We start from the raw sequence: 16,109 nt of genomic DNA on the forward strand, positions 1-16,109 counted from the left end.
GCCTTCACCTCTTCTATTTTTTATCCTTATCCTTCAGTCTCATTACTAATTTCCCTAAAAAAATAAGTATGATAAAGGTAATAAGCCAAGTTATAATGGTTTCAATCATTTTTTCTAACCTCCACTAAAAGTGATAAGACAGACTTTAAGGAAATTTCTAACAAGTAATTAGCCTTAAATATCTGAAGCAATAAGTTACTAGTGTTAGACTTATTTTTTCTAATGAATTCTAAGCCCTTTACATTTGTACTACTGTAGCAACACAAATAGTATATCGTATTGAGATTAAATTGTCTAATAAATAGTATAAAAAAGAAGTATTGTAAGAATACTTCCTGAGTTTATTTAAGGTTAACTTGGGTCATACGTCCAGTATCCACATCATAGACTGCACCATTAATAAGAATATCATCAGGTATAAGAGGGGATTTTTGCAACAAAAGCATGTCTTCTCGCACTGATTCTTCAATATCTGTAAAAGGCAAAAAGTCTTGTCCTGAAACGTCAACTCCTAACTTCTCCTTAATGTGACTAGCTAGTCCTTGGTTGGTAAAGGTTTGTGCTCCACAATCAGTATGATGCAAAACAACAATCTCTCTTGTTCCCATTTGCTGCTGGGAAATAAGTAATGAACGTATCATATCGTCTGTTACACGTCCACCAGCGTTTCGTAAAATATGGGCATCACCAAGTGCTAAGCCAAGTGCTTGAGCTACATGCAAACGAGAATCCATGCAGGTCACAATAGCTACCTTTGTCTTGGGTTTTAAGGGTAAGTGGGCATTACCATGTAGGGCAACATAGGCTTGGTTAGCAGAAATAAATTTCTCAAAATATGACATATAAGCTCCTAGACTTTCAAATTATAGTCTAGTCTATCATTTTCTGACAAAAAATAAACTTTAGATGAACTTTAATAATGATATTTGCTTTTAAAAATTATAATATCTATCTTTTGAAGACTCCTAGGAAGAAAAGACAGCTTTTAAGACTTGACTTACAGTTGTAACTCCAATTACTTCCAAACCAGCAGGAATTTCTAAGCCTTGTAAAGAATTTTTAGGGACATAGAGCTTGGTAAAACCTAATTTTGCAGCCTCATTAATCCTTTGCTCAATTCGTGTTACCCGTCTAATCTCGCCTGTTAAACCAATTTCTCCCAAAAAGGCCTCCTGCGGGCTTGTCGGCTTTTCCTTATAGCTTGAGGCAATAGCTACTGCAACAGCTAAATCAATAGCTGGCTCATCTAACTTAACGCCTCCAGCTGATTTAAGATAAGCATCTTGGTTTTGTAGTAGTAAGCCACAACGCTTTTCTAGTACAGCTATAATTAGACTAACTCGGTTAAAATCCAAGCCAGTTGTTGTTCTTCTAGCATTCCCAAAAACAGTTGGTGTAACTAGGGATTGAACTTCAGCTAACATTGGTCGACTACCTTCCATGGTGACCACAATTGCTGATCCTGTTGCCCCAGCTAGCCTTTCTTCCAAGAAAACTTGACTGGGGTTGAGCACTTCTACCAATCCCGAAGATTGCATTTCAAAAATACCAATCTCATTGGTAGAGCCAAAGCGGTTCTTTACTGCTCTTAAAATCCGGAAGGTATGGTGTCTTTCCCCTTCAAAATACAAGACAGTGTCAACCATATGTTCTAACATTCGAGGACCAGCGATAGCTCCTTCTTTTGTGACATGACCAACAATAAAGGTCGCTATGTTATTAGTCTTAGCAAGTTGCATTAATTCAGCTGTCACTTCTCGCACTTGACTGACAGAGCCTTGTACACCTGTAATATCTGGGCTCATAATGGTCTGGATAGAATCTATAATCAAAAAATCTGGTTTTAGTTTTTCGATTTCATGGCGGACATTTTGCATATTGGTCTCAGCATAAAGGTAAAATTCATTATCAATATCACCTAGGCGCTGACTTCTTAACTTAATTTGTTCAGCTGATTCTTCACCAGAAACATATAAGACAGTCCCCTTATTAGCTAGTTGTGTTGACACTTGCAGCAGTAAGGTCGATTTCCCGATACCAGGGTCTCCTCCAATTAAGACTAAACTACCTGGCACAAGGCCTCCTCCTAAGACACGGTTAAACTCTTCCATATCTGTTTTAGTGCGGGCATAACCAATATTATCAATATCCTTAAGTTTAACTGGTTTGCTTTTTTCACCAGTTAAGCTGACACGTGCATTCTTAACTTCCTTTGTCTCAACTTCTTCTACAAAAGAAGACCAAGCAGAGCAATTAGGACAGCGTCCCAAATACTTTGGTGACTGATAGCCACATTCTTGACAGACAAAAGTCGCTTTCTTTTTCGCCATAAATTAGTATTCTTATCCTTTTCTAAAAACTTTTACTTAAAAGCTTTTTGAGCTACTTAGTTTCCTGTACTACCAAAACCACCTGTCCGCAATCCCTCTGCTTGATCGCCATCAGCTAACAAGTAAGGGGCAAAAACAGCCTGAACAATACGTTCTCCAACTTGGAGTTCTGCTATTTGATCACTAATATTTTGCATTTGAGCAAAAATATGGCCTTCATTAGCATCATTATTATAATAATCACTATCAATAACCCCAACAGAGTTAATCAAGACCAAACCTTTTTTACGAGGATTAGAAGAACGGTCAAACAAAAAGAGAACCTCATTAGCTTGCATATAGGCTTTGACACCTGTTGGAACCAGTTTGATCTCACCTGGTTTAATACTTATATTTTCTGCTACCTTTAGGTCATAGCCTGCAGCATGCTTTGTTTCACGTTTTGGTAATAAATTATCATCATTATAGGCTGAAATTAATTCAAATCCACGCAACTTCATACTTAATTATTTCCTCACTTATTACTTTAGAATGTCTTTATTATATGTTATTCGTAACATATTAGCAAAAATCTCCCTAGAGGAGAAAGTTTTTTCTTATCCTGTTACTTCTCAGCTACAAAATGCAATAATATGAAGGACATAAGTGCCGTCATAGCAAAAAAGAGGATTTTCATCCAAATAAAGGGGACAAAGATAATAGATATGCCCATTAAAATCCACACTTGAACTAAAATTTTCTTTTTACGATCCCGTTTGATAGCTCTTGTTTCTAAGTAATCCCCAACATAAAATTTATAAACCTTGGTTCCCTTTAGCCAATTATTGAATCTGTCAGAACTTCGAGAAAAGCAAAAACCTGCTAGTAGCAAAAATGGGGTCGTGGGTAAAATAGGCAAAGGAATCCCTAAAATCCCCAATAAAAAACTAAAACAGCCAACACTAATATATATTATTTTTTTCATAATCATCCTTTACCTTACTTACAATAGTATACCAAAGCTATCTGTTTGAGCCTACTGGCTAGCTTGTAGAAAGTTTTTTTCTTATTTAATAAGCATAAATCAGTAAAAGACCTCTTTCTACTTATTATTCGAAAAAGATCCTTTAATTTTTTATATTTCTTTTCCTTCATATTTGAAAGCAATCTGCGGAAAATCATGCTTGCCATCTTTTGTTGCCATGAAGGCCTTGGCTTCTTTTTTTATCTGTAAAAGATTAATACCTTGGGCACTGGCAGCATAGACACAGCCACAATAGCATTGGCGATAAATATCGTATTCATCACACATTTCAACCGACCTACGGTAACCATTATTTTTCTTAAAATCACTAGGTAAATATTTGGTAGTGTAGACCTTTTGGACATCGATACCAACATCGTTAATGATTTTAGAATTTTTATGGGGACTTATAGTAAGGGCACTTGCAAAGTAATCAAAACCTAACTCTACTGCCTTAAGAGCAGTTTTATCCAGACGATAGTCAAAACAAACCCGGCAGCGTTCTCCGCCTTCAGGTTCTTTTTCCAAGCCCCGAACTTTTAAAATGTACTCATTGGGATTATAGTCTGCTTCAATAAAGGAAACGGACTGGCCTGTTTTAGCATTAAATTCGGAGACAAACTTTTGTGTGACATAGGCTCTACGATGATATTCATCCTTAGGATGAATATTAGAATTGGCAAAGTAAATGGTCACATCCGCAAACTGTGTTAAATATTCTAGTGAGTAAGTCGAGCAGGGTGCACAACAGACATGCATGAGAATTTTTGGCCGCACAGCTTCTTTTGCCCAAGCCTTGGTCATTTCTTGCATAACCCTATCATAATTAATTTTTTGGTTAGGGTTCATTCTAGCTAAAATATCTTGTAAGTCAATCATGAAAGTTTCTTTCTATCCTGTTATTTGTTTATTATAACATATTGGCTCTGCAATAAAAGTCCCTGTCATAAGCTTCTTTGACTGCATCAGCTTTTTATCTAAAAAATGACTTCCAGAAGTCTGTAAAACGAATATTTAAGTCTGTTTGCAATTACCAGAGCTGATCAAAGAAAAAAGCTGAGATTGCTCTCAACTCTTTTTTATTCAAAAACAAATTGGTTATGGTAAAGCTCAGAATAGAATCCTTTTTGATGAAGTAATTCACGGTGATTTCCCTGCTCAATAACCTTACCGTCTTTTAAGACAATAATTTCATCTGCATTTAAAATCGTTTTTAAGCGGTGAGCAATGACAAAACTTGTACGTCCTGCCACAATAGCTTCCATAGCCTTTTGGATTTTACTTTCCGTAACGGTATCTACATTTGATGTTGCTTCATCAAGTATTAGGACTTGTGGATCCGTTAATAGGGTTCTAGCAATAGAAATTAACTGTTTTTGTCCAGTTGAAAAGATATTTTCATCATCTGAAACTTTGGTTTCATAAGCATCTGGTAAAGACATGATAAAGTCATGAATGTGGGTAGCACGTGCTGCTATTTCAACCATTTCTTGGCTAATTGAGGCATCTCCAAAACGGATATTATCTGTTATGCTACCAGAGAAAAGCACGGATTCTTGCAGAACAATACCAACATTTTTACGTAAACTATCCAAATCATAATCTCTAATATCAACCCCATCAAAGGTAATAGAGCCACTGGTCACATCATAAAATCGATTAATTAAGTTCATAATGGTTGTTTTACCTGAACCTGTTGGACCGACAACAGCAATCATTTTCCCTTTAGGTGCTGAAATAGTGACATCAGATAACACTTTTTGACCTGGTAAATAACCAAAATCTACATGATTTATAGCTACACCTTCTTTTAATTCAGTAAACAGCATTCCCTTTTCTGGGCGAACTTCTTCTTTTTCATCAAACATTTCTTGAATGCGACCTGCACCTGTAAAGGCCAATTGCAGTTCCCCCCAAGATGCGGCAACTTGCATGATAGGCTGATAATATTGTTGTGAAAATTGTACAAAAGTAACAACTAAACCTAGACCCACGGCCATAGAAATAGATTTATCATTTAAGACAATATCTGAACCAACAAAGATAACAATTGCTGTATTAAGCAAGCTCATCCCATTCATTACTGGGAATAATAAGCCAGAAAAGAGACGACCTTTAAAGGTAGCTTGACGTACCTTTTCATTATGGTCTATAAAGTCATCAATTACTTCTTTTTGGACACCCTGAACAATAATAGCCTTTTGACCTGAAATTTTCTCATCCATATAGGCATTTAAGGCTGAAACCTCTTTTTGTTGTTTATCGGTATATTTACGCGCCATACGAATAATGATAATTAGGAAAATAAGAGCTACTGGAGTTGAAGCCATAGTCAGTAAAGCTAAACGTGTATCTTGCCTAAACATCATCCAAACCAAGCCAATATATAAAGCAATATTGGTCACCACTTGGACTAGGGATTGGTTAAGGGAGTTTTGTATATTATCAAGGTCACTGGTAAAGCGTGATAAAATATCACCATCTTTATGTTTGTCAAAAAATGATACTGTCAAACGTTCCAGCTTTCCAAAAAGTCCCTTTCTCATGCGGTTTGTTGAGTGGGCAACAATGCGGGTAAAAAGTAAGCTATAAATCAAATTAGCCATAGCAGTAAAAATATAGGCCAAAAGTAATTTCCACATAATTGCCATAAAGGCTGTTGTATCAGGTTTAAAACCTACTTGACCAGCCATTTTCGCCCCATAATACTGCTGACCAATTTTCCCTAACTCTGCCAAAGATTGTCCCAGAAAAACAGGTGCTTTGACTTGAAGATAAGTTGCAAGAATGATTGCCATAAAAATAAAGATAAATGACACCTGATAACGTTTAAAATAGAACCAGAAAAAACGTGCTGTTTTCATTATTCTTCCTCCTTACCTTTTTGTGTTTCATAGATTTCACGATAAACAGTATTTGTTTCAATCAAATCAGCATGTTTACCCTGACCAATAAGTTGACCTTCATCTAAAACAAGAATGACATCAGCCTTAACAACAGAGGAAATCTTTTGTGCAATAATAATAGTTGTAGTCTCTTTCAAATCCTTATTCAAAGCTTCTTGAACTAAACTTTCTGACTTAGCATCTAGTGCTGACGTTGAATCATCTAAAACTAGAATTTTAGGATTACTAATAACTCCTCGTGCAATAGACATTCTTTGCTTTTGACCTCCAGAGAAGTTGTTTCCCCGCTCTTCCACTTCACTCTCATAGCCCTGATCCATCCGATCAATGAATTCTCTAGCCTGTGCAATCCTTGCCGCATTTTCCATACTAGCAAAGTCGGCCTGATAATTTCCCTGTCTTAGGTTATCAGCAATAGTCCCTGAAAAGAGAATTGCCTTTTGGAGGACAATTGAAATATTTTTTCTGACAGTTTGTTTACTAAGGTCTCGTAAATCCTTACCACCAATGAGAATGCGGCCTTCTTGTGGATCAAATAAACGAGGGATTAATTGGGCAAGGGTTGTTTTCCCTGCACCTGTTGCTCCTACAATACCAACCATTTGACCCTCTTTTAATGTAAACGAAATATCTTTCAGAGTTGGATCTGTATCATTTGGATAAGTAAAGCTGACATGTTCAAAAACAATATCACCAGTAACTTCTTCTTCCTGATCAGTTTTATAAGACATAGCAGGCTCAGTTTCAAGAACTTCTTTGATACGACCAATTGAAATAAAAGCACGGCTTGCTTGCATCCCCATAAAGCCTACCATAATAATAGAAAACATGATTTGCATCATATAGGTCATAAAGGATGCCACACTACCAATTACCGTGGGGTCTGATTCCACCATACCAGATACTAGTAAAATAGAAACATAAATAGCAAGATAAGAAATCAGCATGAGGGCTGGTTGCATGAGTGAAAAACCATAGCCGATAAATAAATTTAAGCCCAGTAATTCATTTGAAGTTTCCTTAAATTTTGCATATTGTTCTCTTTCTTGGACAAAAGATTTAACAACACGTACCCCACGTAAATTCTCTTTAGCAATCTGATTAATCTTATCCATTAAGGCCTGGAATTTCCCAAAACGGGGCCCCATTTGACTCATAACAAGAGCCATCACTAAGGCAATCAGAATAACCATCAAAACAATAACCCACCATAGTTTAGGTAAGGTCTGTACAGCCATAATAAAGGCACCCACAAACAAAATAGGCAGTCTTAGGAGAACCTGAAAAAGCATCATAACCAGGTTTTGAATCTGATTAACGTCGTTGGTCATCCGTACAACTAGATTACCTGCATTAAAGGATTCAATGTTCGCATAGGAAAAGCTTTGGATTTTTCGGAAAGTTTTTTCCCTGATATCAGCTGATACCCCTTGGGCAATCTTTGCTGCTAAAATCGTATTAACTGTCCCTGCTACCAGTCCTATACCTGCTATAAGTAAGAGTAAACCTCCTACCTCTGAAATTTTGGCCTGGTCATTTTTAATAACAGCCTCCAAAACATCTTTTAAATAATGTGGCTGTAATAAGGTACTAGAAACAACACCAATCACCATCAGTATCGCGCCTAATGCATACCATTTATAGCCTAAAATTACCTTCTTAAGCATCTTTATCTCCTTTAAAATGTAACATATTATAGTTTAATTGATTAACAACTTTTTTTATAGTCAGAAGTTCTTCTTTGGTAATATCTTTAAAAAAGTAATTTTCAATATCTTTTCGACATTCTTGTAGGAGGGGAATTTTCTCTGCCCCTTCCTTTGTCATCACCACTTGTTTATAACGCTTATCAACTAATGAATGTTTAATGGTAATAAAACCATTTTTCTCCATTCTTTTAACCAGATTACTAGTTACTGACTTAGAAATCTGCAGTTCATTTTCAATATCTTTGACAAAAATTTCTTTATCTAAATGCCTATCAAGAAATATCAAAACATGACCCTGGGGACCAGCCAAATGTTCAATTTTATACTTTTTAGCAATAGCTTCACAAATATGCTCAAACTGATGGCTTAATTCTCTTAAATCAGCAATAAAACGTGACATATTCTCCTCCTTAGTTCTCGTGGTAACTATTTTAGTTCTCTTAAGAACTATTGTCAATTAAAAAGCTCAGTAAATTTATCAAAAATGAGAAATTTATTTTTATCCCTAAGCCTCAATACCCTTTCTAATAGAGTTAGTAGGCTTCTTATGTTATAATAAAACGATGACTCTAATAAGGAGATTAAGAATGTCAAAAGAAAAAGTTGCAATATTAGGACCTGGTTCTTGGGGAACAGCATTAGCCCAAGTCTTAAATGATAATGGTCACCAAGTTTGCCTTTGGGGAAATATTGAGGAACAAATTACTGAAATCAATGCCAAACACACTAATAAACGTTATTTTAAAGATATTGTTTTAGATCCTAAAATTAAGGCTACTACTGATTTGAAAGAAGCCTTAAAGGATGTGGATGCCGTACTCTTTGTAGTCCCTACAAAAGTAACCCGCCTAGTCGCAAAACAAGTAGCAGAAACCCTAGACCATAAGGTCATCATGATGCATGCCTCAAAAGGTCTAGAACCAAGAAGTCATGAACGCCTTTCAACTGTTATATCAGAAGAGGTGCCCACAGAGCTTCGAAGTGAGCTTGTGGTCGTTTCTGGACCCAGCCATGCCGAAGAAACAATTGTCCGTGATATTACACTTATCACAGCAGCTTCTGCTGATTTAGAGGCTGCCAAATATGTACAAAGTCTCTTTAGTAACCACTATTTCCGTCTCTATACAAATAGTGATGTGATTGGTGTTGAGACTGCTGGCGCCCTCAAAAATATTATTGCCGTTGGTGCAGGTGCCCTGCATGGCCTTGGTTACGGGGATAATGCTAAAGCAGCTGTTATTACACGAGGTCTGGCTGAAATCACACGTCTAGGGGTTAAATTAGGCGCTGATCCCCTCACCTACAGTGGCCTATCAGGTGTCGGCGACTTAATTGTTACGGGAACATCTGTCCATTCCCGGAATTGGCGTGCTGGCGATGCCCTTGGTCGTGGGGAAAAGTTAGCAGATATTGAAGCCAATATGGGGATGGTTATTGAAGGTATCTCAACTACTAAGGTGGCCTATGAAATCTCACAAGAATTAGACGTTTACATGCCTATTACAAGTGCTATCTATAAATCAATCTATGAAGGTGCTGACGTTAAAGAAAGCATCCTAGAAATGATGTCAAATGAATTCCGTTCTGAAAACGAATGGCACTAAGAATTAAGCCTATTGAGGAGATTAGAATGACTAAAGTAAGAAAAGCCATTATCCCTGCAGCAGGGCTAGGAACTCGCTTCTTACCTGCCACCAAAGCTCTAGCCAAGGAAATGTTACCTATTGTAGATAAACCAACTATTCAGTTTATTGTTGAAGAAGCGCTCAAATCTGGAATTGAAGAAATACTAATTGTTACAGGTAAGGCAAAACGTTCCATTGAAGACCACTTTGATTCCAATTTTGAACTCGAATATAATCTTAAAGCCAAAGAAAAAACAGAATTGTTGAAATTAGTAGATGAAACAACTGCTATCAACCTGCATTTTATTCGTCAGAGCCATCCTCGTGGTTTAGGAGATGCTGTTTTACAGGCCAAGGCTTTTGTTGGAAATGAACCTTTTGTAGTCATGCTAGGTGATGATTTAATGGATATTACTAATAGCAAGGCTGTGCCTCTCACAAAACAATTGATGAATGATTATGAAACAACACATGCTTCAACCATTGCTGTGATGAAAGTGCCACATGAGGATGTCTCTTCCTATGGTGTTATTGCTCCTCATGGTAAACCCATTAATGGCTTATACAGTGTTAGCACCTTTGTAGAAAAACCAAAACCTGAAGAGGCTCCAAGTGATCTAGCCATTATTGGTCGTTACCTCCTAACTCCTGAAATTTTTGCTATTCTTGAAAAGCAAGAACCAGGCGCTGGTAATGAAATCCAACTAACAGATGCTATTGATACCTTAAATAAAACCCAGCGTGTCTTTGCTCGTGAGTTTAAAGGGCAACGTTATGATGTCGGGGATAAATTTGGATTTATGAAAACATCTATTGATTACGCTCTCAAACACTCTCAAGTTAAAGATGATCTAAAAGACTATATTATCAAGCTAGGTAAAGAACTAGACAATAGTAAGGCACAAAACTAAGAGAAAATAAAAAAGAAGCTATTACACTTCAAGCAGTCTAAACTGAGCCTTAAAGCCCTTGTTTATTCTGACAGGTAGAGATAGTTTCTTTTTTTTTGCTTATTTAAAAAATAGTCTGCTTAAGAGTTTCAATGACTATAGGCTAGAGCTAACAAGCCAAGTAGAATAACTAGGAAAAAGAGCACAGCCACTAGTCTTTTTCTTTTGGAGAAAAGGGTTTTTTCAAGATTATTAGCTAAAAAGACTGCTCCCAAAGCTCCACCTATTAGGCCACCTAAATGTCCTACAATTCCTACATTTGGCATAAAGAGATTCATAATTAAGTTAATAACAATTAGGGCCTGATAATTTTTTCCCATGCTTTTAATAAGTGGGTTTTTACCAAAAACGCCAAGAACTGTAATGGCTGCAAAAAGGCCAAACAGAGAAGTTGATGCTCCTGCTGCAATAACATTTGGAGTTAATTGGAGAGTAAAAATATTCCCCATAATACCAGACAAAATATAAAGCAGGAGAAAATTTTTAGATCCCCAAATACTTTCAGCTAGTTGCCCTACAAAAAAGAGGGTAAAGCTATTAACAAGGAAATGCTCCCAGCCAATATGGACAAAGATAGGGGTTACCAAACGCCAAAGCTGGTTGAAATCTGTTCTAACAAGAATGCCAAACATACCTCCAAACTGGTAAACAGCTTGTGAACTACTGGCAAATTTCCCATAGACAAGTTGCATACTTAAAAACACAAGGACGGTAATTGACAACAAAAAGAAGGTCATGGGATTTCTTTTAAGATTATAGTTCATAAACAAAGTACCTCTTCTACAGCAATATCATGGGGCTGAGCGTGAAAATTATATTTTTGACAATGATAGATAGTACTCAAAGTAGAACCCTCATAGTCAGCTAAGTAACGATCATAATAGCCACCTCCATATCCTATTCTATGGCCTTGCTCATTAAAGGCTAAGCCAGGTACATGGATCAGGTCAATCTTATGCTTAGCAAGACCTATACTGCTATTTGGTTCTAAAAGACCAAATGATGTGGTAAACAAGTCCTTAGGATCATACTCTACAAAAATCATTTCCCCCTGCGAAAAGGTTTTGGGGATTAGGATTTGCTTGCCATCTTTTAAAGCCTGTTTAATTAATAACTGGCTATTATATTCATGGGGCATGGCCAGATAAGTTCCTATTACATCAGCTTTTTGATAAGCTTTCGACTTTCTTAACATCTCTAATAAGACTATATCTTTTTGAGCTTTGTCCCTCTGATTAATTTTCTTTAGCTGAAAAATAGCAGCCCGTCTGAGTTCTTTTTTAGTCATACTATTATTTTAACATAAGTGAGGCTTATCTTTCTTTTATTTATAAAGCAGAGCAAAAAAGGTAAAAACTCTAAAGTAAGTTTTATAAAGCCTTGTCTATGCCTAATAATAAATGAGAAAGCTCTTAAAAAAAATAGTTAAGGAATCTTTAAGCTTGTCAGGTTATATTATATGTATCCTAAACAACGGCTTCCTAAGCCGTTAGGGAAAATAAGTTACCTCTTATTTACCCTTTCATAAATCTCCCGTCTCCTTCCCCTAGGAGACATCCTTTAAAAAGAACGACTCTAAGGAGCCGTCCTTTTTTAACTTAATCTCATAAGCAAAAAAGTTAGGAAATATCTCCTAACTTTTTCTAACAAATGAGAAGTCCTTATTAGCTCTAGAGTTTACCACGGGGAGAAGAGTTACCAAGTAGGAAGCTCCTGACTATTTTCTTATCTTAGTTATATCAATATAAGTAATGGCTATAAAACTATTATTTAGTCTCACATTTATTTGAGGTTTGAGAAGAAGACTAAATTACAAATTATAATCATCCCTCATCTTAATATTGCTAATAATTGAATAATTCATTTGTTGCTGGGAGAACTATCGCAGATGAATAGTTCTTGGTAGACTCTCTTTGTGATGGAAGATAGCTAACTCACCTTGTCGACAAAAGGTTTATCTGGAATCCGCTTTTTACCAGATTTTACTTTAGGTCTATAAATTTCAAATAGGTTGTAGTTACCAGACAAATCTCCTTTAACTAATTAATTAGTTAAATTGAAATATCTTGCCTACCATCCTCACTAGGATTATCTTACAAGTTTAGAATACCTGAACAATCTTGGACTACCTTGGGGGCCTCCCTAGATACCTCTCTCCACTTTCTCCTAGATTATCTTTAATCCTATCTCTCTTTAACTTGCCTTCTCCCTTCTAATCATCTACTAATCTAGAATACCATACTCTGGGATTTTCTTAATACTTAAAAAGCCTATTCCCTCTCTAAAATTAGTTTTGTTTTTTTCTAATTTTAATAATATAAATATAATTATTTTAATATTTTATATTTATATATCATATTTAAATAAGAATATTAAAATAGATACTCTATAAAGGCTATAAATGTATTTTTATAAGTCATTAGCTTAATCTACTTCTAATCAAATTAATAGACTTTTCTTATGAAAGTGGTTTGACTTTTTCAAATTTTTTCAGTTAAAATAAGGAAGCATTATACAAATTAATTTGAGGAGAGAGATTACTTTGTTAGATTATTACTTAGAGCCTGATATTATTGAACAAAAAATACTATTAGCAATCTTATTAGCAGAAAAAGATCTTTCTATGGAGACTATTTGTCAGAAAACTTCTCTGACACTCCCCAAGGTTAAACAATATATCAGGCAATTCAATACCCTTTTTAAGGGAAGACTTTATGTAAAGATAGATAAATCCTATATCATCTGCCAGATTAAGTCCAACAGAAAAGAAAGCTTTTTTCATGAGGTTTACCATCTGTCAGATACCTTAAAGATGCTCAAATTTTTACTAGCAGAAAGTCGCTATCCCAAGTCCATTGGTTCTTTTTCAAGACGGTATTTTATTTCTAAAGGAAAAGCCTACAGGCTTATTAATAAATTAAAAAGTTATCTGAAAACAGTTGGACTGACTATTATAGATAATACTGTTAGGGGTGAAGAATTTCGCATTCGTTACCTTATCGCCATGTTGCATAAAGAATATGGTATTATCCTTTATAAAATTGAATCTGAAGACCTCAAAGTTATTCATGCTTTTATTTTTTCAGCCCAATTTAACCTGAAACCATCTTATTTCTTAAATCAGAAATTTCTTTTTTTTGATGTATTGCTAACCTTAGCCTGGAAGCGTCAAAAATACATGACCCCCTTACCTGCCGTAGATTTATTCACTCGTTTTAAGGAATTAAGTATTTTTAAGCATCTTACTGATCATGTCAAAAGCCAAATCGAAGCACGTATAAATATTAAATTCAGTACCGATGATCTAGACTATCTCTACTTAATTTACTTAACTGTTGACAATTCCTTTTACAGTAATTATTGGCAAAATGATAATTTGAAACTAGTTTCTCACATCCTCATTACAGATCCTCAATACAAGAAACTAGTCCACCGACTAGAAGCATTATTTAAACATCAAATTGATTTAAGAAACCAACTTTACTGCCTCATTCCTTTCTTTAGAAGGGCACTCTTCAATCTTAATGGACTTATTAGTTTTCATGATTACTATTCTAAGAAATATCAAGGTAATCAGTTACTACTAAGAAATGTTGATGAGCAAATCAAGCAATGGCTGCTAGATACCAGTCAGCTAACAAATGTCTGTACAGGTCACTTGCATTTCTTATGCCTTCACTTGGAACACATAATTGAAACTTCACTAAAACCTATAACCATTACTATCGTAGAAAACAAGAGGATGCTAGGAGATGTTCTCTCCTATTTTATCACTGCTAGCATCCCATCATACAAGGTTTGCATTACCCGCTTTAATATGATGCTAGAGAGTCTTGAAAACTGCGATAAAGACGTTGATTTTGTTATCACCAGCGAAAATATTTTGCCAATCTTAGAAGAACAAAAAATATTTTCTACTAAAACCACCTTATTTGGACTCAGTATGGACTGCATTCAGGAACAAGGACAAGAGGTGGTAAATAGCATTTACAAGGCTTACTGGCAACACTATCAAAATTATATCAGAGAACTTCTTACAAAAGAAAAAGAAGAGCCATAGAAGATTCTAAAAATGACAAAGAAAAAGCCCTCGAAGGGCTTTTTGTAGGTTTACAGACGTGCATTTAATTCTGCACTAAGTTCTTCAAAACCTGGTTTTCCAAGTAAGGCAAACATGTTTCTCTTGTAAGCTTCTACTCCTGGTTGGTCAAATGGGTTAACCCCATTTAGATAACCTGAAAGTGCAATCGCAATTTCAAAGAAGTAGATGGTATAACCAAGTGTAAACTCATCTTGTGCTGGAAGTGTTACAAACATATTTGGTACACCCCCATCTGTATGAGCTAGAAGCACACCATCAGTAGCTTTTTTGTTAACAAAGTCAATATCTTTACCTTGTAAGTAACCAAGACCATCAAGATCTTCTTCCATTTCAGGAATAATCACATTTTTACGAGGTTTATCAACACGCACAACTGTTTCAAAGAGATTACGGTAACCTTCTTGGATAAACTGACCAAGTGAGTGTAAATCTGTTGAGAAGTTTGCTGATGTTGGGTAAATGCCTTTTTGGTCCTTACCTTCAGATTCGCCTGCTAATTGTTTCCACCATTCTCCAAAGTATTGAAGTGATGGCTCATAGTTAGCTAGAATTTCGGTAATATAACCTTTACGGTAAAGAACATTACGAACAGCTGCATATTGGTAAGCAATGTTTTCAGAAATTTTATCTGAAGCAAGCTCTTTACGGGCAAGGTTTGCACCTTCCATAAGGGCTTTGATATCCGCACCTGAAGCTGCAATTGGAAGCAAACCAACAGCTGTTAAGACTGAGAAACGTCCACCAACATTATCTGGAACAACAAATGTTTCCCAACCATTAGCATCTGCTTCAACCTTAACAGCTCCTTTAGCCTTATCAGTTGTAGCATAAATACGTTTATTAGCTTCTTCTTTACCATATTTTTTAACAAGAAGTTCTTTGAAAATACGAAAGGCAATAGCTGGTTCAGTTGTTGTTCCAGATTTAGAAATCACATTAACTGAGAATTCTTTGTCTTGAACATACTCCACAAGGTCAGCTAGGTAAGTTGATGAAATAGAGTTTCCTGCATAAAGAATTTGTGGAGCCTTGCCTTTTCCTGTTGCTTGTAAGTTAGCAAAATGGTTATTCAAGAAATCAATAGCCGCTTTAGCACCAAGATATGAACCACCAATACCAATCACGACAAGAACTTGACTATCTGATTGAATTTTTGCAGCAGCTTTTTGAATACGTGCAAATTCTTCTTTATCATAGTTTTCTGGAAGGTCTAGCCAGCCCAAGAAATCTGCACCTGGTCCACTTCCTTCACGCAATAATTTATCGGCTTCTGTTACTTGACCTTGTAAAAAATCAATTTCATGTTGTCCGGCAAATGATTCGAGGACTTTTGAATAATCAAATTTAATATGTGCCATAATCTACCCCTTTTATTTTTACATTCACTTACTATAGTAACTCTTTACAAGAAAATTTTCAATCTTTTTGAATACTTTTTCACAAAAAGAAAAGTCTTTATTTTCAAAGCTTCTACTATATCTGAC

14 protein-coding genes are annotated in these 16,109 nt (G+C 35.7%); 3 read left to right on the forward strand and 11 right to left on the reverse strand.

The window, feature by feature from the left end:
* Positions 1-341 precede the first annotated feature (341 nt).
* From A3GU_RS0104455 to A3GU_RS0104490, 8 genes are all read right to left on the reverse strand, one after another.
* A complete protein-coding gene (locus A3GU_RS0104455) occupies positions 342-842 on the reverse strand; it encodes a beta-class carbonic anhydrase (RefSeq protein WP_018366345.1) in 501 nt (166 codons plus the stop codon).
* Between the two features lie 123 nt (positions 843-965).
* A complete protein-coding gene (gene radA, locus A3GU_RS0104460) occupies positions 966-2,330 on the reverse strand; it encodes a DNA repair protein RadA (RefSeq protein WP_018366346.1) in 1,365 nt (454 codons plus the stop codon).
* Positions 2,331-2,386: 56 nt separating this feature from the next.
* On the reverse strand, positions 2,387-2,830 hold the full coding sequence (locus tag A3GU_RS0104465) for a dUTP diphosphatase (protein ID WP_018366347.1): 444 nt from the start codon (positions 2,828-2,830) through the stop codon (positions 2,387-2,389).
* Between the two features lie 104 nt (positions 2,831-2,934).
* Entirely contained in the window at positions 2,935-3,294 is a 360-nt protein-coding gene (locus tag A3GU_RS0104470; protein ID WP_018366348.1) for a YbaN family protein, read from the reverse strand.
* Between the two features lie 150 nt (positions 3,295-3,444).
* Positions 3,445-4,212, reverse strand: coding sequence for an epoxyqueuosine reductase QueH (locus A3GU_RS0104475; protein ID WP_018366349.1), 768 nt, complete (start codon positions 4,210-4,212; stop codon positions 3,445-3,447).
* 200 nt (positions 4,213-4,412) lie between these two features.
* Positions 4,413-6,197, reverse strand: a complete 1,785-nt coding sequence (locus A3GU_RS0104480; protein WP_018366350.1) for an ABC transporter ATP-binding protein — start codon at positions 6,195-6,197, stop codon at positions 4,413-4,415.
* On the reverse strand, positions 6,197-7,906 hold the full coding sequence (locus A3GU_RS0104485) for an ABC transporter ATP-binding protein (RefSeq protein WP_018366351.1): 1,710 nt from the start codon (positions 7,904-7,906) through the stop codon (positions 6,197-6,199). Before A3GU_RS0104485 ends, A3GU_RS0104480 begins: the two co-directional genes overlap by 1 nt.
* Positions 7,899-8,348: a MarR family winged helix-turn-helix transcriptional regulator gene (locus A3GU_RS0104490; protein ID WP_018366352.1), complete on the reverse strand. Its 450-nt coding sequence runs from the start codon at positions 8,346-8,348 to the stop codon at positions 7,899-7,901. Before A3GU_RS0104490 ends, A3GU_RS0104485 begins: the two co-directional genes overlap by 8 nt.
* Before the next feature lie 187 nt (positions 8,349-8,535).
* Here A3GU_RS0104490 and A3GU_RS0104495 point away from each other — a divergent pair, with 187 nt between their 5' ends.
* Together A3GU_RS0104495 and galU are read left to right on the forward strand one after the other, a co-directional pair.
* Entirely contained in the window at positions 8,536-9,552 is a 1,017-nt protein-coding gene (locus tag A3GU_RS0104495) for an NAD(P)H-dependent glycerol-3-phosphate dehydrogenase (protein WP_018366353.1), read from the forward strand.
* 26 nt (positions 9,553-9,578) lie between these two features.
* Entirely contained in the window at positions 9,579-10,484 is a 906-nt protein-coding gene (gene galU / locus A3GU_RS0104500) for a UTP--glucose-1-phosphate uridylyltransferase GalU (RefSeq protein ID WP_018366354.1), read from the forward strand.
* A gap of 128 nt (positions 10,485-10,612) precedes the next feature.
* On the opposite strand, the gene A3GU_RS0104505 is transcribed toward galU, so the two are convergent.
* Positions 10,613-11,287 carry a rhomboid family intramembrane serine protease gene (locus tag A3GU_RS0104505; protein ID WP_018366355.1) on the reverse strand — a complete coding sequence of 225 codons (675 nt, stop codon included), beginning with the start codon at positions 11,285-11,287 and terminating at the stop codon, positions 10,613-10,615.
* Complete coding sequence (locus tag A3GU_RS0104510) at positions 11,284-11,811, reverse strand: 5-formyltetrahydrofolate cyclo-ligase (protein WP_018366356.1); 528 nt, start codon at positions 11,809-11,811, stop codon at positions 11,284-11,286. Before A3GU_RS0104510 ends, A3GU_RS0104505 begins: the two co-directional genes overlap by 4 nt.
* 1,254 nt (positions 11,812-13,065) lie before the next feature.
* Between A3GU_RS0104510 and A3GU_RS0104515 the strand changes: the two genes are divergently transcribed.
* Positions 13,066-14,583, forward strand: a complete 1,518-nt coding sequence (locus tag A3GU_RS0104515) for a helix-turn-helix domain-containing protein (RefSeq protein ID WP_018366357.1) — start codon at positions 13,066-13,068, stop codon at positions 14,581-14,583.
* Positions 14,584-14,633: 50 nt separating this feature from the next.
* On the opposite strand, the gene A3GU_RS0104520 is transcribed toward A3GU_RS0104515, so the two are convergent.
* On the reverse strand, positions 14,634-15,983 hold the full coding sequence (locus A3GU_RS0104520; protein ID WP_018366358.1) for a glucose-6-phosphate isomerase: 1,350 nt from the start codon (positions 15,981-15,983) through the stop codon (positions 14,634-14,636).
* Positions 15,984-16,109 lie beyond the last annotated feature (126 nt).

Source organism: Streptococcus didelphis DSM 15616, assembly GCF_000380005.1.
GTDB classification, from domain to species: Bacteria; Bacillota; Bacilli; order Lactobacillales; family Streptococcaceae; genus Streptococcus; species Streptococcus didelphis.